The sequence below is a fragment of the Nocardiopsis aegyptia genome (assembly GCF_013410755.1).
Taxonomy (GTDB): Bacteria; Actinomycetota; Actinomycetes; order Streptosporangiales; family Streptosporangiaceae; genus Nocardiopsis; species Nocardiopsis aegyptia.
The window spans coordinates 486,977-504,569 of sequence record NZ_JACCFS010000001.1 but is presented as its reverse complement, the minus strand read 5'-3'; the positions used below and the strand labels follow the sequence as shown (position 1 = coordinate 504,569).

Here is a 17,593-nt window from a genome sequence, read left to right as displayed (position 1 = left end):
TTCGCGTCAGAGACAGGAACCGCACCCAGCACGCGGGCGCTCGGAGCCGGGCCTCCGGCGTGTCCGCCCGACCCGCCGGAGGCCGCCGTGGCGCGACCCAGCACCCTCGCCGTCGACTTCGACGGCGTCGTCCACGCCTACTCCAGGGGCTGGCACGACGGCACCGTCTACGACGTCCCGGTCCCCGGTGCGATCGAGGGCCTGCGCGCGCTCATGGACGAGTACGCCGTGTTCATCCACACGAGCCGCCGTGTGGACGCGGTCGCCGCGTGGCTGACCGACCAGGGCTTCGACTGCCGCACCGACTACGACGGTGAGTTCTGGAACGAGCGGGGCGTCCTGCTGGTCACCAACCGCAAGCTGCCCGCCGTCGCCTACCTCGACGACCGGGCGGTCCGCTTCACCTCCTGGAACCAGGCCCTGGACGACCTGCTCCCCTGAGCTCCCCGGACTGGCCCCCGGGCGGGGGAGGTCGTTTCAGGGCCTGGATCCGGTCAGGTTTCGGAAAAGCCGGTTTCCACCAAGGGGCCACCGGAAAGCCCCTGGTGCGGGTGGCACCCCGTGCCGACTCCTGTGGCGTGACATCCCTGGACCCTTCCACGTGTTCCGGACATGGTCGGCAGGTGCCTCCCGATCGAGATCCGCTCCCGCAAGCCGACCGAACCGGGGAAGAGACATGTCCGAGAACAAGGTGGTCCTGGAGCAGGCAGCCCAGGAGTTCGCCGACGCCAACGCGAGCGAGCCCTTCATCTACCAGCTCCCGCCCGAGCAGGGACGGGAGATCCTGGAGGACGTCCAGAGCGGTGAGGGCGTGCCCAAGCCCGAGGTCAACGACGAGTGGATCACCGTGGAGGGCGGCCCCACCGGGCAGGTGCCGGTACGGATCGTGCGCCCGGCCGGGGCGACCGGGGTCCTGCCGGTGATCTACTACATCCACGGGGCGGGCTGGGTGTTCGGCAGTGCGAACACCCATGACCGGCTGGTGCGGGAGCTGGCGGTGCGCACCGGGGCCGCGGTGGTCTTCCCCGAGTACGACCGGGCGCCGGAGGCCACGTACCCCACGGCGATCGAGCAGAACCACGCGGCGGCCCGGTGGGTGGTCGAGCGCGGGGCGGAGAAGGACCTGGACGGGACGCGCATGGCGGTGTGCGGGGACTCGGTGGGCGGCAACATGTCCGCCGTGCTGGCGCTGATGTGCAAGGACCGCGGGGATGTGGAGCTCCGGGGGCAGGTGCTGCTGTACCCGGTGACCAACGCCGACTTCGAGACCGCCTCCTACCACCAGTTCGCCACCGGGTACTTCCTCAACCGGGACGGCATGGTCTGGTTCTGGGACCAGTACACGACCGACCCCGAGCAGCGGAAGCAGGTCTATGCCTCGCCGCTGCGGGCGTCGCTGGAGCAGTTGCGCGGTCTGCCTCCGGCGATGGTGCTCACCGGTGAGGCGGACGTGCTGCGCGACGAGGGCGAAGCGTACGCGAACCGGCTCCGGGAGGCGGGGGTGCCGGTGACGGCGGTCCGCTTCCAGGGGATGATCCACGACTTCATGATGATCGACAGCATGCGCGACACCCATGCGAACAGGGCGGCGCTGCTGCTGGCGACGGACTTCCTGGCCGACGTGCTGGAGACCCGGTCGACGGTGCCCCGCCAGCAGGCGGGCCGGCGTTCCGGGGCCTACGCGCGCTGACACGGTCGTCGGCGGGGGGCGGGCCCGCCCCCCGCCGACGCCGCTCAGCCCTCCGCCGCTCCCGCCGACACCGCCCCGGGGCGGTCCGGGCCGGTCGAACCCAGACCTCGACCAGCAGGGTCCTGCCGACGTGCGTGTCAGGACCCGAAGGCGTGCCGATTGTCGTCCTCGTCGAACAGCGGCGGCACCCCGTCCATCTCCTGCCGGCCCAACCGCTCCCCCTGTGCGGCGACGGCCTTGCGCTCCTCTGGTGTGAGGTCGTCCGGGATCGGGTCATCGGCCGGGTGTACACGGCGGCGCGGGCTCATGGGTAGCTCTCCTCCAGGTCGGAACCAGTGAGTGGCGGGCGGCCGGACTTGCGGCCTCCCGTTCAATGGAGAGACGATGACTCCGTACGGCGATGACGCGATTCCGGAGAGTTATTTTTCGTGGTGGGTCGGGTGTGTGTCAGAGCCCGGCTCCGCGCTCCGGCTCGGTGGTCCGGATTCGCCGAAGATCCTCCGGTAGGCGCCGGGCGTCGTCCCGAGGTGCGACCGGAACCGTCGGCGCAGGTTGACCGCCGAGGCGAGCCCGACCCGGGTGGCGATGGCCTCGACCGGAAGGTCGGTCTGCTCCAGCAGCGCCCGTGCCGCGTCGAGGCGCTGGCCGAGCAGCCACTGTCCAGGGCTGGTCCCCAACTGTTCGGCGAACCGGCGGGCGAAGGTCCGGCCGGACAGCCCGGCGCGTTCGGCGAGGCGGTCGACGGTCAGCCGGGTCCCGAGCCGCGAGGAGGCCCACTCCAACACGGGTGCCAGTGACTCGTCCGCCCTGGTCGGAGTGGGCCGCGCGGCGTACTGGAGCTGGCTGCCCTCCCGGTGCGGCGGCAGGACCATGTTCCGGGCGATCTGGGCGGCGTAGGCCGAACCGTGGTCGGAGCGCACCAGGTGCAGGCACAGGTCGATGCCCGCGCCGGTCCCGGCACTGGTCGCCACGTCACCGTGGTCCACGAACAGCACGTCCGGGTCCACGTCCACCTCGGGAAAGGTGGCGGCGAGCCGCGCGGTGCTGCGCCAGTGGGTGGTGGCGCGCCGACCGTCGAGGAGCCCGGCCTGGGCGAGGACGAACGCCCCCGTGCAGATGGCGACGACCCGCGTCCCGCGCCGGTGGGCGGCCCGCAGTGCCTCGGTGACGGCCGGTGCCACCGGCGTGCCGTACCGCTGCCAGCCGGGGACGATCACGGTGTCCGCGTCCTGGAGGGCCTCCAATCCCGCGTCGACGAGCATCGTGTACCCGATGGTGGTCCGCAGGGCGCCGGGGGCCTCGGTGCAGATCCGGAAGTCGTAACGGCTCGGGACGTCCGGCAGCACCGTGCCGAAGACCTCGGCGGCGCAGGCGAGTTCGAAGGGCGACTGGGGCGGACCGAGGAGGGCCACCACCCGGTGGAGGCGCGCGGCGGAGGGCATGGCGGAATAGTACCCATAGATGTCTTTCCAGACTCTCGGTCAGGCGTCCAGGGACCGACACAGTGGTCCCATGAGCGAAACCACCGAAACGACAGTGTTGAGGACCGAGGCCCGGGTCGACGGCGAGGCGGCCAGCTATCTGACCGTGGAGCAGGGCGGCCCGGCCGTGCTCCTGCTGCACGGCACCTACTGGAGCCGGGTCTGGCTCCCGGTGCTGGGCCGCCTCGCGCGGTCCGGACTGCGGCCCATCGCCGTGGACCTGCCCGGGCTGGGGCGCTCGGGCGGCGAGCTCACCCCGGAGACGGCCACGGTCCCTGCACTCGCGGACTGGGTGGCGCGCTTCGCCGCCACGCTGGGACTCTCCGGGCCGATCGCCGTGGCGGGCCATGACATCGGCGGCGCCATCGCGCAGCACCTCCTGGTCCAGGGGCGACTGGAGGTGTCCCGGTTCGCCCTGGTCAACTCGGTCACCTACGACTCCTGGCCGGTGCCCGGCGTGGCCCGGTTCCGAGACCCGGCGGTCATCGCGGCGACGACCGCGGAGGACTTCCTCACCGCCCGCCGACAGGCCGTGACCGCGGCGCTGGCCGGTGCGGCCACCGAGCAGCGGACCGCCGACTACCTCGACCCGTGGACCGGCGCGCGGGTGCGCCGCTCCTGGATGACCCTGGCGGGCGCGGCCGACAGCCGCTACACCCGTGACCTCGTTCCCGCGCTGCGGCGGTCCACGACGCCCAAGCTGCTGGTCTGGGGCGAGGACGACGGCTTCCAGAAGGTGGAGTACGCCGAGCGGTTCGCCGCGGAGATGCCGAACACCACGCTTCTCCGCATCCCGGACGCGGGGCACATCCCCACGGAGAACGCCCCCGACCGGATCGGTCGTGCGCTGGGCGACTTCTTCACGGAGTAGCGCCGGCAGCAGTGCCATCGGTCGCCGTCGGTGGCCCGGTCGCCCGGTCGCCCGGTGGCCCGGTCGCTCGTCAGCGGTGGTCCGGTGGCGCGGGCGTCAGCGATCGTGCTGAACTCGTCGGTGACCGCGACCGGCCGTTGGGGGCATCCCGTGATCCGGCGCATCCGCACGGGCGGCCTCCACAGGATGGCGAACCAGGAGAACAGCGTGATCGAGTACGAGGCCAAGGTGCTGGACATCGACCCCGACCAGGTGGCCAGGCGCATCCTCGACAAGGGCGGCACCGACCTGGGGGAGGTGCTCCAGCGCCGCTACGTCTACGACATCGAACCCGGCGACGCGAGCCGGTGGGTGCGGCTGCGCGACACCGGCAGCGCGGTCACGCTCACGGTCAAGGAGATCGACTCCGACGCCATCGGCGGCACCCGCGAGATCGAGACGGAGGTCGGCGACTTCTCCACCGCCAACGCACTCCTGGGCGAACTCGGCTATACCCCGAAGGCCTACCAGGAGAACCGCCGGCACAGCTTCACCCTGGACGGAGCGCGGCTGGAGATCGACACCTGGCCGCGGATCCCCGCCTACCTGGAGATCGAGGCCGACAGCCGCGCCGAGGTGGTGCGCGTGGCGGCGCTGCTCGGCTACACCGAGGCCGAGCTGACGGGAGAGAACACGACGAAGGTCTACGACCGCCACGGCATCGACCTGTCCGCCATCGCCGAACTGCGCTTTCGCACGGAGTGAGCCGGGCGGCCGTCCTCACCCGTCGCGGACGGTGATGCCCGTGTTGGCGGCGAGCGCGGGGGCGATGGCGAGCAACTGGGCCTGGCCGATGACCGCGCCGCCCAGCGACTCGAACCCCGAGACCAGGTCGAGTTCGGTCGCGCCGCGCAGGTCGACCTCGCTCAGCTTCGCCTTGGCCAGGTGCAGGCCGCGGAGGCTGGAGCCGGGGAAGGTGACGCGGGTCAGGGCCGCCTCGCCGAAGTCCACGTCGGTCAGTACGCAGTCCTCGAAGACCACGTCGACCAGGCGCGAGGCCCGGAAGTTGACCCCGTTGAGCTTGCACGAGGAGAACACCACGCGCTGGATCTCGCAGTCGAAGGACGCGGTCCCGGCGAACATGCTCGCCACGATGGAACTGTCGAGCCAGGTGCATTCGGCGATGTCGGTGCCCGCCATGCGCACCGTGTGCAGCCACACGTCGGTGAACCGGCACCTGCGGAGAACCCCGCCGTCCCACTGGGTGCCGGTGAAGGCGCTCTCGATGAACCGGGCGCCGGTGAGGTTGACCCCCTCGAACCTCTCGCCGTCGAAGTGGACGACCTCGTGCGGGTCGTCGTGCAGGTCCCCCTGGTCGAAGGGGCGCAGATCAGCGGCGTAGGGCAGCTCGGAGACACTGGTGGGGACGGCGGTGGGCTTGGCGCGACCGGTCACGGGATCCTCTCCGGAAGCGGCCCGCGAGGGGCCGCGGGTGGACACGGGCGCGAGGCGGGTTCGGGCCTGACGGCACCACGGTCTCCTGGCCAGTGGAACCTACCACCGCGCATCTGGCCCTCCTGACCAGTCCGCCCGCCGCGGCGCGCCGACCACCGGCCGCGGACCGCCTGGGCACTGGCACCGATGTCTCTTGACCGGGTACCTTCCTGTGGTGTTCGTGCGCCAGGCGTCCGAACTCATGGCTCGTCATCCCCCACGAGGACAGGAAAGCTCCGTGAACCGTGCCTCGATCCGACCCTGTTCTCCGCTGCCACGGATTCGGTGTTTTAGTTGTCGAATATAGGGCGGTGGTGAAGCGGAATGTGGTACGGAATTGATCTCTTTTTCCTGATGGCGGCCTCCCTCGCGACACTTGCCTGGTTGAACCACAGACATTTCGACAAGATCTTCGACCTCATGGACGGTCGGCTCGAGAAAATGATCGGAACGAAGGATCGAAGGGGTGAAGTGTCGTACCAGGTGCAGAAACATCTGGCGACCGCGGTTCTGGTGTTCTTTTCTCTTGAATTTCTTTGGTACTTTGTTAAATCCCTCAGGCTGGCGTTCGGATGGGGCTCGTAGTCGCGAGATTCGCGGGGAACTGCTCGGTTGCGGAAGAATGGATTCACGGTGCTGATCGGATTGTTGGGTATTCTCCTCGGCGCGGTGAGGGTGCTGCCGGTCGATGGGTATCAGGCGAGCAGATCATTCACCGCGATGAGGGCGCCGACAAGGGCGAAGGGGAGGCCGATCAGCATGCTTGCCGGAACCGTGACCACGACGACGGTCATGACCCCGGCGGGCACGCCGGTGATGAAACCCAGGAAACGTGGCTCGTAGCCGTCGGCGACCCGGTGGCAGGCCCAGGCTCCCGCGACGGCCGCCACGGTGGCACCCGGGATCATAGGAGGCGACCACAGGAGCATCCCGACATAGCCCAGGGGCACGGCGGACCCCGCCGACAGGATCGTCGCCAGAAGGACCACGCGGTCGAGACGGGGCGTGAGCAGCGCCCGCAGCAGTGCGAACACCGCGCACCCCGCCCCGAAGCCGAGAGCGCCGATGAAGAGGCTCCAGGAACCGGCGAAATCCGCCACGATCTCGACCAGCAGGCTCACGTTGACGGCGGCCGCCGCGATACCGAGGAGCACGACCAGGTCGCGGTGGACGGCGCCGAATTCTCGGCGCACCACCGCCGCGCCGGCGAGCAGGACCGTGGGCACGAGCGACGCCGCCAGCCCCACGAGGAAGAAAGGTTCGCTCAACAGGGTCTCCGGTGACGTGAACGGTCGACGCGGTCGGTGATCCGGTTCCCACCACGAGCGGCCAGGGCGAGCGTACCCGGCCCCTCCGCAGGACCCTTCGGCGGGTACGGCGGCGGGTGGAGCGTCCGGTAGCTCAGAGCAGACCCTTCAGGTAGGAGCCGGTGCGGCTGTCCGTGGCCGCCGCGACCTGCGCGGGCGTGCCCTGTGCGACGATCCGGCCCCCGTCCGAACCCCCACCCGGGCCCAGGTCGATGACGTGGTCGGCGGTGGCCACGACCCGCATGTCGTGCTCGGCCGCCACCACGGTGGCGCCCGCCCCGACGAGGTCGCGCAGGCGCCCGAGGAGGACGTCGGTGTCGTACGGGTGCAGGCCGGTGGTGGGTTCGTCGAGCAGGTAGACCGTGTCGGCGACCCGTCGGCGCTGGAGCTCGGTGGCGAGTTTGATCCGCTGGGCCTCGCCGCCGGACAACTCCGTGGCGGGCTGGCCCAGGCGCAGGTAGCCCAGGCCGACGCCGGCGAGGGTCTCCAGGGAGCGCCGCACCGACGGCTCCTCGGTGAAGAACCCCGCCGCCTCCTCGACCGACATCGCGAGCACGTCCGCGACCGTGCGCCCCCGGTACCGCACCTGGAGGGTCTCGTCCTTGTAGCGCGAGCCGCCGCAGGCGGGGCACGGGGCGTAGGTGGTCGGCAGGAACAGCAGCTCCACCGACACGAACCCCTCTCCCTCGCAGGTCGGGCAGCGTCCGCCCACGACGTTGAACGAGAACCGGCCGGGCCCGTAGCCGAGTGAGCGGGCCGCCTCGGTGGCCGCGAACAGCTTGCGCACCGTGTCGAAGAGCCCGGTGTAGGTCGCCAGGTTGGAGCGCGGCGTCCGACCGATGGGCTGCTGGCTCACCCACACCACCCGCCCGCGTTCCGCGGCCCGGTCCGCGATCTCCGCGAGCAGCGAGGACTTGCCCGACCCCGACACCCCGGTGACGGCGGTGAACACGCCGAGGGGGAGGTCGGCGTCCAGGTCACGCAGGTTGTTGCGGGTGGCGCCGCGCAGTTCCAGGCGCCCGCTGGGGGAGTGGGCGCGGTGCTCCGGGAGGCCGTCGTGGAACAGGTAGCGGCGGGTCACCGACTCCGGGACCTCGCGCAGCCCGGAGACCGGGCCGCTGTACAGGACGCGTCCGCCGTGCTCGCCCGCCTCCGGCCCGACGTCGACGATCCAGTCCGCGCCGCGCACGATGTCCAGGTCGTGCTCGACGAAGCACACCGTGTTGCCCCCGTCGCGCAGGCGTCGGAGGATGCCGGTCAGCGCCTCGCAGTCGGCCGGGTGCAGGCCGGCGGAGGGCTCGTCCAGGACGTAGACGACCCCGAAGAGCCCCGTGCCCAGCTGGGTGGCCAGCCGGATCCGCTGGAACTCCCCGGTGGACAGGGTCGGCGCCGGGCGGGACACGCTCAGGTAGCCCAGGCCGAGCTCCGTCAGGACCTCGACCCGTGCCGTGATCTCCCGGACCAGCGCGCCCGCCGCTCCTGCGGCCCCTGCCGCCCCCGCTGCGCTCTCCGACCCCACGGCGCTCTCCGCGCCCGTGTCGTCCCGCCAGGGGCGCAGCAGGTCGACCAGTTCGCTCAGGGGCAGTGCCGCCAGTTCGGCGATGGTGTGCCCCGCGAAGGTGACCCGCAGCGCCTCCCGCCGCAGCCGCCGGCCGCCGCACTCGTGGCAGGTCCGGTCGACCATGAACTCGGCCGCCTTGCGCCGCCGCGCCTCACTGGCGGAGGAGGCGTAGGCCTTGAGGACGAGCCTGCGGGCGCTGCTGTACTTGCCCTGGTAGGGGCGGTGGACCCGGCCCGCCTCACGGACCGGGTGGACGGTCACCACGGGCTGTTCCTCGGTGAACAGGATCCAGTCGCGCTCGTCCTGGGGCAGTTCCCGCCAGGACCGGTGGATGTCGTACCCGAGGGTGTCGAGGATGTCGCGCAGGTTCTTGCCCTGCCAGGCCCCGGGCCAGGAGGCCACGGCCCCCTCGGCGATGCTCAGGTCCGGGTCGGGCACCAGCGACCCCTCGGTGACCTCGTGCTCGACCCCCTCCCCGTGGCAGACGGGGCAGGCGCCGGCCACGGTGTTGGGGGAGAAGGAGTCCGAGTCCAGGTGCTCCGCCCCGGGCGGGTAGGTGCCCGCCCGGGAGAAGAGCATGCGCAGCGTGTTGGAGAGCGTGGTGAGGGTGCCCACGGTGGAGCGGACCGAGGGCGCGGTGCGGGGCTGGGCGAGGGCCACGGCCGGCGGCATCCCGGTGACGTCGTCCACCTCCGGGGCCGGGAGCTGTTGGAGCAGCCGCCGCGCGTACGGCGCCACCGACTCCAGGTACCGGTGCTGGGACTCGGCGTAGAGCGTGCCGAAGGCCAAGGAGGACTTCCCCGAACCGGAGACCCCGGTGAAGGCGACCAGGGCGTCGCGGGGCAGCTCCGTGTCCACGTTCTTCAGGTTGTGGATGCGGGCGCCGCGCACCCGGATGCAGTCGTCGTGGTTGTCCATAGGACCAGCATGACCCGGTCACGGCCCCGGTACGGACCCAGGGGCGGTCCGTGTGCGGCACACCACGGCACGCGACGGCGCGCGCCGGGCCGCAACTCGACGGGGTCCGAGCCCCGGCGGGTTCCGCAGGCCGGCGGACCGGCTCAGTTCGCGTGGCCCGCGCGCAGCCACGCGATGTAGTCGGCGGCGGCCCGCTCGGTGTCGTAGTCGGGCCGGTAGCCGGTGTCCTCCCGGAGCCTGCTGGTGTCGAGCACCATGTGGGGTGCCGTGCCGCCCTCGGGAAGATCGATCCGGGCGTCGGGGACCACGGTCCTGATCGCTTCGACCAGCTGGGCGTTGGTCGTGACCCGACCGGATCCGACGTTGTACGTGCGGTGCTTCAACGTCTCCGCGAGCTGGAGGAGGGCGATGGCCCGCCCGGTGTCCTTCACGTAGTTGAGGTCGAGCCCGTCCTCGGCGAAGGCGGGCGCCACGAGGTGGGACAGGTCGGGGACGGTTCCGCGGGCGGCGGCGTGCACGAGCGCGGGGCCGGCGAAGAACGGGTCGCGATGCCCGAGCGGCCCCCAGGTGCCCGAGACGCGGTAGTCGACGATGTCCACGCCCGTGGTGTCGGCGAGGAAGCCGCCCAGGAGTTCGCCGACCTTCTTGAAGGTGGGGATCGAGACGGGGGCGCTCATCGGCAGCGGAGCGTCCTCGCGCAGCGGGCCGTCGTGTCCGGCGCCGAAGTAGACCCCGATCGTGCTGGCCACCCCCAGGCGCCGCACGCCCCACTCCTGCGCGGACTGCGCGATGTTCAGCAGGCCGTCGAGCGCCCGCCGGGTCGCCTCGACCGGAGCGTCGGGCACGGGCGGCCAGGGGTAGGACCCCGCCAGGTGCACGATGCCCGTGATGGCGTGGCGGCGGCCGATCGAGGGCAGGGCGTCGCGGTCGGTGATGTCGGCCTGCTCCACCGCCACGCGGGACTCGTCGAGGAAGGCGGGGAGGTCGCGGGCGCGTCGCTGGACCACGACGCAGTCCTCGCCCAGGTCGAGCAGTGCTCGCACGGTGTGCGTCCCGATGAAGCCGAGGCCTCCGGTGACCAGGATCATGGTGTGCCCCTTCCAGGCGGTGTCGTCCTCCCGCTTGGGCCGGCACGGAGGCCGTGCCACCGGTGCCGGGATCCGTGGGGACGAGCAAAACGGAACGTTGCTCCGATTAATATACGGAACAGTGATCCGTTTGGCAACGCCCGCGGTCCGGGGGTGAAACCGGAGCGCGGCGAACGGGCCCATGCCAGCCGCGGTCCGGCGGCGGTCGGGGGACCGGCCTGCTTTCCCCCGCCCGTCCCCCGCGGATGTCCGGCCTCGGCCGCCGCCTCCGTACTTATTGCCAATCCCGCGTCCAGGGCCTACCTTCGGGGTGCCGTGGTGTTCGGGAAGTCCGGTGAGAATCCGGCGCGGCCCTCGCCACTGTGCACGGGAAGCCCTCGCGTCCCGTGTACCGCCGGAATCCGTTCGGCGGCACACGGCCACACGCCACTGGGAAAGCACCCCTTCCGGGTGCGGACCTGGGAAGGCGGACACGGGGGCGACGACCCTGCAGCCAGGAGACCGGCCACGGCGCTGACGACCGTCCACGAGGTGCTGGAGATGGGTCCCCGACAATGCACATACCCGAAGGCTTGCTGCCTCCGCTGCACGCCGCCGCCTGGACCGCGGCCGCGGCCCCGTTCATCGTCCACGGCGTGCGCTCCCTCACCCGCGAGGTGCGTGCCGATCCCGACGCGAAACTGCTGCTCGGCGCCGCGGGCGCGTTCTGCTTCGTCCTCTCGGCCCTGAAGATCCCCTCCGCGACCGGCACCAGCTCGCACCCGGTGGGGGTCGGCCTGGGCGCGGTGCTCTTCCGACCACCGGTGATGGCGGTCCTGGGCACTGTCACCCTGCTCTTCCAGGCGCTGCTGCTCGCACACGGCGGGCTGTCCACGCTCGGAGCCAACGCCTTCTCGCTCGCCGTGGTCGGCCCCTGGGTGGCCTACGGAGCCTTCAGACTCCTGCGATCGGTGACCGCCCGTCTGTCCGAAGGGCTGTCGATGTCGGTGTCGGTGTTCGCCGCGGCCTTCTCGGCCAGCCTGGGCACCTACACCGTCACCAGCTTCCAGCTCGCCCTGGCGCACCCGGACCCGGAGAGCGGAATCCTGGGCGCGTTCGTCAAGTACGCGGCCATCTTCTCCCTCACCCAGATCCCGATCGCGGTCATCGAGGGCCTGATCACCGTGGCGGTGATCCGCATCCTCACCTCGGTCAGCCGTGGCGACCTCGTCCGGCTCGGGCTTCTGTCCCCGGCCACCGCGTCGACCCCGCACCAGCCCTCGTCCCCGTCCGAGCCCGATCCCGGGGATGGAACCGCGGCACGGACCACGTCCGCGCCCGCGACCACCGCCGAGGCCCAGGACGAGGGGACGAGCGCATGAGCGACCCGACCAAGCCCCGCGCGTGGGTGACCTGGGCGCTGCTGGGCGCCGTGGCCGTGCTCGCGGTCCTGCCGCTGATGACCGGCGCCGCCGACCACCTGGAGGAACCGTTCGCCGGCGCGGACGGCGAGGCCGAGGGCCTGGTGACCGAACTGCATCCGGACTACGAGCCGTGGCTGTCGCCCGTGGTCGAGCTGCCCTCGGGAGAGGTCGAGTCAGGCCTGTTCGCCTTGCAGGCCGCGATCGGAGCCGGGGTCGTCGGCTACGTCCTGGGGGTGATGCGTACGCGGTCGAGGTACCGGAACGAGGCGGCGTCCGGTGTCACCGTGGCGGCGACCGCGTCGGCGGCTGCCCCGGCGACCGCCGCCGAGCCCGGCGCCCGCTCCGAGTCTGGGTCCAACACCCGACCCGCGACCGAACCCGAGCCCGGCCCTCGACACGGGCCTGGAACGGGCCTCCGCCCCGCGCCCGACGCCGAACCCCGGCCCGAACCCGCCGAACCACCACCGCACGGCGACACCGCTGAACGCTGACCCCGCGTGACACCGATCGACACCGCCGCCTACCGGAGCCGGTGGCGGCGGTACCACCCCGCCGTGAAGGGGGTCCTGTGCGGCGGGCTGCTGGCCTGCGCCCTGCTCCTGCCGCCGTGGCCGGGCGCCGCGCTGGTGGGCGCGGCCACCCTGGCCGCGGCGGCCGCGGCCCGCGTCCCCTTCGGTCTGCTGGCCCGCGTGGCGACGGCGCCGCTGGTGCTCATCGCCACCAGCGCGGCCCCTCTCCTGCTCGCGGTGGGCGGTTCGGGGGATCTGGGCTGGGCCGACGGCGGCGCGGAGCGGGCCGCCACCGTGGTGGCGCGGGCGTCCGCGGCTCTCGGCACCCAGCTGCTGTTCGTCCTGACCACGCCCATGGCCGACCTGCTGGCCCGGTTGGCCCGCTCCCGGCTGCCCACCGCCCTGGTCGAGGTGGTCGCCCTCACCTATCAGATGCTGATGGTGCTGATGCAGACCGCCCAGCGCGTCACGTCCGGCCAGGCGGGGCGGCTCGGCTACCACTCGCGTCGGTCGGGGATCCGATCGGCGGGCGCGCTGGGCGGGGTGCTGCTGGTCCGCTCCCTCGACCGGGCACGGCGGCTCCAGGAGGGCCTGGCCTGTCGTGGATACACCGGCCGGCTCACCGTCCAGACCGACGAGCAGCCGGTGCGGCTGGTGGAGCTGGCCGCGGCCGCCGCTCCGGCCCTGCTGATCGCCGCCCTCTCCCTCACCCAGGCGGTCCTGCTGTGAGCACGGACCCCGCCGCCGACCCCTTGGAGACACGCATGCGCGCCCGACCGCCGGGGCCGGACCGGCCCGCCGCGACCTCGACGGAGCACGCCCCGCCCGGGTCCGGCGCCCCACCCACCCCGACCGATCCGCCTACCGAACCGGCTCCGCCCACTCCGCCCGCTCCACCAGCCGAACCCGCCCCGCTCGTCCTGGCCGGCACCGGCCTGCACTACGAGTACGAGGGCACCGGCCCCGCGCTGACCGGAGTGGACGTGGGGGTCGGCCGCGGCGGCCTGCTGGCGGTGCTGGGCCCCAACGGGGGCGGCAAGACCACGCTGTTGCGGCTGCTGGCCGGCAGCCTGGCGCCCACCCGGGGTTCGGTGCTGCTGGACGGAGCACCGGTCGCGCGCGGCCGACGCGCCCGCGACCGGCTGCGGCGCCGGGTCCAGATGGTCTTCCAGGATCCCGATGACCAGCTCTTCTCCGCCACCGTCGGCCAGGACGTCTCCTTCGGCCCGCTCAACCTGGACCTGCCCGCCGATCACGTGCGCGCACGGGTGGACTGGGCGCTGGGCGCTCTCGGCATCACCGCGCTCGCGGACCGTCCCACCCACCTGCTCTCCTACGGTCAGCGCAAGCGGGTGGTGCTGGCCGGGGCGATGGCGATGCTCCCCGATGTGCTCGTCCTGGACGAACCCACGGCCGGATTGGACCCGGCCGGCGTGGCCGAACTCGTGGCGACCCTGGACGCGTTGCGGGCGCGGGGCACCACACTCATCGTGTCCACGCACGACGTGGACCTGGTGCACGGCTGGGCGGAACACGCGCTCGTGCTCGACCGGACCGTGCTGGCTTCGGGCCCGGCCGGAGAGGTCCTGGGCGACTCCGACCTGCTGGCCCGGGCCCGGCTCCGTCCGGCCTGGGGTCCCCTGGTGGGCCGGGTCCTGCGTGCGCACGGCCTGCTGCCGGCCGATGCCGCCGACCCCGCCTCGTCCGAGGAGCTGGCCCGGCTCCTGGGCACCTGACCGGCGCGCCGCCGATCTCACCTCAACAGGCGGAGAAGTGGTCGTCGGCCGCCCAGTCCCCTTCCGCCCACGTCTCGGGCGCGGGCGGGGTGAAGCCCGGGTAGAGCTCGGCGAGTTCGTCGAGCAGCCAGCGGGTGAACCGCGCGGCACCCTGGGGGCAGGTGTGGATGCCGTCGGGGTTGCGGTCGGCCATGCCCTCCCGTTCCTGGGAGTACTCCGGGCCCCACACCTCGGCCGCGTCGAGCACTGTGGCGCTGCCTCCCGAGTCCTGGGCGACCTCCCGTGCGACCTGCGGTGCGCGTTCGAGGTCGTTCATGTGCGGCTCGTAGAAGTCGTCGGGGCGGATCGGCGGAGCCGTGACGAAGACCAGTTCGGCTCCCGCGTCCGTCACGGTGTCCACGAGCCGCTCGTACCCCTGTGCCTGCTCCTCCCGCGTCCCCCAGTCGTAGGTGGTGATCTGGTAGAGCACCACGTCGGGGGACGCGGACCCGATCTGGTCGGGAAGGGTCTCCCACTGTTCCTCGGAGAACGGTCCGACGACGTTCCCGCCGCCCTCGGCGGCGATCGACTCGAAGTCGACCGTGCTCTCCCCGAACGAGGCCGCCAGCGGCAGCGACTGGCCCACCGCGATGGAGTCGCCGATGAGGAGAACGCTGGACATCGGCGCGGTCGAAGGATCGGAGCCGCTGGAACCGCTGGAGCCGGACGAACCGGCGGGGTCGGTGGCATCGGCGGGAGCGGAGCTGTCCGCTGGGGTACCCGAACAGGCGGTGGTCAGCAGGACCAGGGATCCGGCGGTGACGAGTGTGCGCAGTGCGTTGTTCATGGCGTCCACGCTCGCGTGCCCGTGTCCCGGCCGGTCCGCCGCCGTGTCGCAGTCGTGTCCCGGTCGGCCGGGGACCACGGCTCATCGTGGTGTCGTGGCCGATACTGGCGGGGTGGCACGACTTCTGCTGATCGAAGACGACCCGATGGTGCGGCGGGGACTCGAACTCGCCCTGTCCAGGCACGGGCACGACATGCGCACGGCCGACACGGGAGAGGAGGGCCTGGCGCTCCTTCGGACCGCCCCGTCGGACCTGGTCGTGCTCGACGTGATGCTGCCCGGCATGGGCGGACTCGAGGTGTGCCGCCGCATCAGGGCCGTCGGCGGCACACCGGTGATCATCCTGACCGCGCTCGGCGACGACTTCGACATCGTCGGCGGGCTGGCGGCGGGCGCGGACGACTACGTGGTCAAGCCCGCGCAGCCCACCGTGCTCGACGCACGCGTGCGTGCGGTGCTGCGCCGCAGCTCGCCCGAGGCCGGCGGCGCCCGCGTCCACGGGGACCTGTGCGTCGACACCACCGCCCTGACCGTCTCCCTGCGCGGTGAGCCGGTCTCGCTGACCCCCACCGAACTGCGCCTCCTGCTGGTCCTGTCCCGCTCCCCGGGCCGGGTGTTCAGCCGCCGACGACTGCTGGAGGAGGTGTGGGAGCACGACTACCTCGGCGACTCGCGCCTGGTCGACAACTGCGTGCAGCGGCTGCGGGCCAAGATCGAGCCCTCCGCCACGGCTCCCCGGTACGTCCAGACGGTGCGGGGATTCGGCTACCGGTTCGGGCCGGTGTGACGGCCCCCCGGTGGCCCCGCCCCTCCCGATGGCCCCGCCCGCGCGGGCTCCGCGCCCGGCTGCTGACGGCGTTCGTCCTGGTCACGGTCCTGGGCGCCGCCGCGTCCGCCTGGGCGAGCGCCAACGCGGCGAGTGCGGCGCTGGTCACCTCCCACCAGCAGCGGATCACCGAGACCGTCGCCGCGCAGGTCGCCGCCACCGCACCGCACGTGACCTACCCGCCGGACCAGGAGGCGCTCGACCGCCTGGAGCAGGCGGTCGGGGGCCGGGCCAGGGTCACCTTCGAGGAATCGGCCTCGGCCGGTGCGTTCGACGCCGGCCTGGTCACCGACGAGATCCGGGCCGCAGTGCGGCACGAGGACGAGGTGTCCGCCCAGCGGATCACGCTGGACGGCCGGTCCTGGCTCCTGGTGGGGACGCCGGTCATGCTCACCGCCGTCGACGGGACACGGTCCGCGTCCGGCGTCGAGGTGTACGCCCTGCGCGACCTCGCCGGCGTGGAGAACACGATCGACGGACTCGCGCTGGCCGCGGGGACCACGGCCGCGGCGGCCCTGCCCCTGTCGGTGCTCCTGGCACTGCTGGCCGCGCGCGGGGTCCTGCAGCCCGTCCGCGACCTGCGCGACACGGCCGGACGGCTGGCCTCGGGCGACCTCGACGCCCGGTCGGAACCCCAGGGCGCCGACGAACTCGCCGAGCTGACCGTCGCCGTCAACGAGATGGCGGCCTCGCTCCAGGAGTCCATGGCGACGAAGGAACGGATGCGGGCCGACGCCCGCAGGTTCGTCGCGGACGTCTCCCACGAGCTGCGCACGCCCCTGAGCACGCTGGCGGCGGTCGTGGAGGTGCTGGAGTCCTCGACCGACGGCATGCACGGCGACGCCCGTGAGTCCGCGCAGATGGCGATCAGCGAGACCCACCGCCTGATCAGGCTCGTGGAGGACCTGATGGAGGTGTCCCGCTTCGACGCCGGAACCGCGCGACTGCACGTCGAGGAGGTGGACGTGGTCGACACGGTCCGGACCTGCCTCCGGCTGCGGGGGTGGGAGGACCGCGTCGAGCTGGAGGCGCCGGAGCGGGTCGTGCTGCGCCTGGACCGCCGCAGGCTGGACCTCATCGTCGCCAACCTGGTCGGCAACGCGCTGCGGCACGGGGCGCCGCCGGTGCGCGTGGCGGTGCGGGCGCTCCCCGGCGGCGTGCGCGTCACCGTCACCGACGCCGGTCCGGGCCTGGGCGCGGAGGTGCTCCCGCACGTGTTCGACCGCTTCTACAAGGCGGACCGGTCGCGGACCCGTACGCCGGGCAGTGGCCTGGGCCTGGGGATCGCGCGGGAGAACGCCCGTCTGCACGGGGGCGACCTCACCGCGGCCGACACCGGGTCCAACACCGGGCCCGGGACGCGGTCCGGCGCGCGGTTCGACCTCGTACTGCCCGATCAGGAGGAGGAGTCGTGAGGCGCGTGTGGGCCGTGGTGCCGGTGCTCCTGCTGGCCATGGGGGCCATGGGATGCGGGAGTGCTACCTCGGAGGTGGTCGGCGGCGGCCCGGCTCCCACCGGCGTGGCACCGGGGGTGACGCTGTACTTCATCGATGGGCAGGGCGACCTCCGGCCCCAGCTCCGGGACACCGGGCGACTGGGCACGATCCCCGAGGCGATGTCCCTCCTGCTGGCGGGCCCGGGCGGCTCGGGCCTGCGTACGGGGATCGAGTCCAGCGGCACCCAGCGCATGACGGTGACCGTGAAGGAGGACGTGATCGAACTGATGACGCCGCTCTCCGCCGACGAGGTCAGCCCCGCGGGTATCGACCAGATCGTGTGCACCGCCCTGGCGACGTACGTGCAGTCGGGTGGTTCGCCCGACACCGGGGTGCGGGTCCGGCTGACCCTGCCCACCCCCGAGTCGGACGAGGTCCGCAGCTGCCCGGTGCTCGACTGAGCCCCGG

General features: G+C 72.5%; 19 protein-coding genes and 1 riboswitch. Of the genes, 12 read left to right on the top strand and 7 right to left on the bottom strand.

Annotation, left to right across the window (positions count from 1 at the left end; all coding sequences use genetic code 11):
* Window positions 1–87 precede the first annotated feature (87 nt).
* Window positions 88–441: a hypothetical protein gene (locus HNR10_RS02360; protein WP_179820491.1), complete on the top strand. Its 354-nt coding sequence runs from the start codon at window positions 88–90 to the stop codon at window positions 439–441.
* A gap of 235 nt (window positions 442–676) precedes the next feature.
* Window positions 677–1,690: an alpha/beta hydrolase gene (locus tag HNR10_RS02355; RefSeq protein WP_179820490.1), complete on the top strand. Its 1,014-nt coding sequence runs from the start codon at window positions 677–679 to the stop codon at window positions 1,688–1,690.
* 137 nt (window positions 1,691–1,827) lie between these two features.
* On the opposite strand, the gene HNR10_RS02350 is transcribed toward HNR10_RS02355, so the two are convergent.
* Together HNR10_RS02350 and HNR10_RS02345 are read right to left on the bottom strand one after the other, a co-directional pair.
* On the bottom strand, window positions 1,828–1,998 hold the full coding sequence (locus HNR10_RS02350) for a hypothetical protein (protein WP_156365823.1): 171 nt from the start codon (window positions 1,996–1,998) through the stop codon (window positions 1,828–1,830).
* Window positions 1,999–2,109: 111 nt separating this feature from the next.
* On the bottom strand, window positions 2,110–3,132 hold the full coding sequence (locus HNR10_RS02345) for a GlxA family transcriptional regulator (protein ID WP_218897591.1): 1,023 nt from the start codon (window positions 3,130–3,132) through the stop codon (window positions 2,110–2,112).
* A gap of 70 nt (window positions 3,133–3,202) precedes the next feature.
* On the opposite strand from HNR10_RS02345, the gene HNR10_RS02340 reads away from it, so the two are divergent.
* Window positions 3,203–4,042, top strand: a complete 840-nt coding sequence (locus HNR10_RS02340) for an alpha/beta fold hydrolase (protein ID WP_179820489.1) — start codon at window positions 3,203–3,205, stop codon at window positions 4,040–4,042.
* Window positions 4,043–4,228: 186 nt separating this feature from the next.
* Complete coding sequence (locus HNR10_RS02335) at window positions 4,229–4,786, top strand: class IV adenylate cyclase (protein ID WP_179829475.1); 558 nt, start codon at window positions 4,229–4,231, stop codon at window positions 4,784–4,786.
* A gap of 15 nt (window positions 4,787–4,801) precedes the next feature.
* On the opposite strand, the gene HNR10_RS31920 is transcribed toward HNR10_RS02335, so the two are convergent.
* Window positions 4,802–5,476, bottom strand: a complete 675-nt coding sequence (locus HNR10_RS31920) for a pentapeptide repeat-containing protein (RefSeq protein WP_179820488.1) — start codon at window positions 5,474–5,476, stop codon at window positions 4,802–4,804.
* A 363-nt stretch (window positions 5,477–5,839) separates the two neighbouring features.
* Between HNR10_RS31920 and HNR10_RS02325 the strand changes: the two genes are divergently transcribed.
* Window positions 5,840–6,100 carry a hypothetical protein gene (locus HNR10_RS02325; protein WP_179820487.1) on the top strand — a complete coding sequence of 87 codons (261 nt, stop codon included), beginning with the start codon at window positions 5,840–5,842 and terminating at the stop codon, window positions 6,098–6,100.
* Window positions 6,101–6,210: 110 nt separating this feature from the next.
* Here the strand turns inward: HNR10_RS02325 and HNR10_RS02320 are convergent, their stop codons facing one another.
* The 3 genes from HNR10_RS02320 to HNR10_RS02310 all read right to left on the bottom strand — a co-directional run bounded on the left by HNR10_RS02320 (window position 6,211) and on the right by HNR10_RS02310 (window position 10,389).
* Entirely contained in the window at window positions 6,211–6,783 is a 573-nt protein-coding gene (locus HNR10_RS02320; protein WP_179820486.1) for a hypothetical protein, read from the bottom strand.
* Window positions 6,784–6,916: 133 nt separating this feature from the next.
* Window positions 6,917–9,301: an ATP-binding cassette domain-containing protein gene (locus HNR10_RS02315; protein WP_179820485.1), complete on the bottom strand. Its 2,385-nt coding sequence runs from the start codon at window positions 9,299–9,301 to the stop codon at window positions 6,917–6,919.
* Window positions 9,302–9,444: 143 nt separating this feature from the next.
* Window positions 9,445–10,389: an NAD-dependent epimerase/dehydratase family protein gene (locus HNR10_RS02310; RefSeq protein WP_179820484.1), complete on the bottom strand. Its 945-nt coding sequence runs from the start codon at window positions 10,387–10,389 to the stop codon at window positions 9,445–9,447.
* Window positions 10,390–10,688: 299 nt separating this feature from the next.
* A riboswitch (cobalamin riboswitch) is annotated at window positions 10,689–10,913 on the top strand.
* A 30-nt stretch (window positions 10,914–10,943) separates the two neighbouring features.
* Here HNR10_RS02310 and HNR10_RS02305 point away from each other — a divergent pair.
* The 4 genes from HNR10_RS02305 to HNR10_RS02290 are packed head-to-tail and all read left to right on the top strand — an operon-like array spanning window position 10,944 to window position 14,037.
* A complete protein-coding gene (locus HNR10_RS02305; RefSeq protein ID WP_179820483.1) occupies window positions 10,944–11,750 on the top strand; it encodes an energy-coupling factor ABC transporter permease in 807 nt (268 codons plus the stop codon).
* Entirely contained in the window at window positions 11,747–12,283 is a 537-nt protein-coding gene (locus HNR10_RS30995) for an energy-coupling factor ABC transporter substrate-binding protein (RefSeq protein ID WP_179820482.1), read from the top strand. Before HNR10_RS02305 ends, HNR10_RS30995 begins: the two co-directional genes overlap by 4 nt.
* 6 nt (window positions 12,284–12,289) lie before the next feature.
* Window positions 12,290–13,030, top strand: coding sequence for a cobalt ECF transporter T component CbiQ (gene cbiQ, locus HNR10_RS02295; RefSeq protein WP_179820481.1), 741 nt, complete (start codon window positions 12,290–12,292; stop codon window positions 13,028–13,030).
* A 35-nt stretch (window positions 13,031–13,065) separates the two neighbouring features.
* Window positions 13,066–14,037, top strand: coding sequence for an energy-coupling factor ABC transporter ATP-binding protein (locus HNR10_RS02290; protein ID WP_179820480.1), 972 nt, complete (start codon window positions 13,066–13,068; stop codon window positions 14,035–14,037).
* Window positions 14,038–14,059: 22 nt separating this feature from the next.
* Here HNR10_RS02290 and HNR10_RS02285 read toward each other — a convergent pair whose 3' ends face one another.
* On the bottom strand, window positions 14,060–14,863 hold the full coding sequence (locus HNR10_RS02285; protein WP_179820479.1) for an SGNH/GDSL hydrolase family protein: 804 nt from the start codon (window positions 14,861–14,863) through the stop codon (window positions 14,060–14,062).
* Between the two features lie 112 nt (window positions 14,864–14,975).
* Between HNR10_RS02285 and HNR10_RS02280 the strand changes: the two genes are divergently transcribed.
* From HNR10_RS02280 to HNR10_RS02270, 3 genes are read left to right on the top strand one after another with little or no spacing between them, the layout of a single operon-like run.
* The gene (locus tag HNR10_RS02280) at window positions 14,976–15,650 is read left to right on the top strand and encodes a response regulator transcription factor (protein WP_179820478.1); all 675 of its coding nucleotides are present in this window, start codon (window positions 14,976–14,978) and stop codon (window positions 15,648–15,650) included.
* The gene (locus tag HNR10_RS02275) at window positions 15,647–17,104 is read left to right on the top strand and encodes a sensor histidine kinase (protein WP_179820477.1); all 1,458 of its coding nucleotides are present in this window, start codon (window positions 15,647–15,649) and stop codon (window positions 17,102–17,104) included. Before HNR10_RS02280 ends, HNR10_RS02275 begins: the two co-directional genes overlap by 4 nt.
* A complete protein-coding gene (locus HNR10_RS02270; protein ID WP_179820476.1) occupies window positions 17,101–17,586 on the top strand; it encodes a hypothetical protein in 486 nt (161 codons plus the stop codon). The genes HNR10_RS02275 and HNR10_RS02270 overlap by 4 nt, the downstream gene beginning before the upstream one ends.
* Window positions 17,587–17,593: the final 7 nt, after the last annotated feature.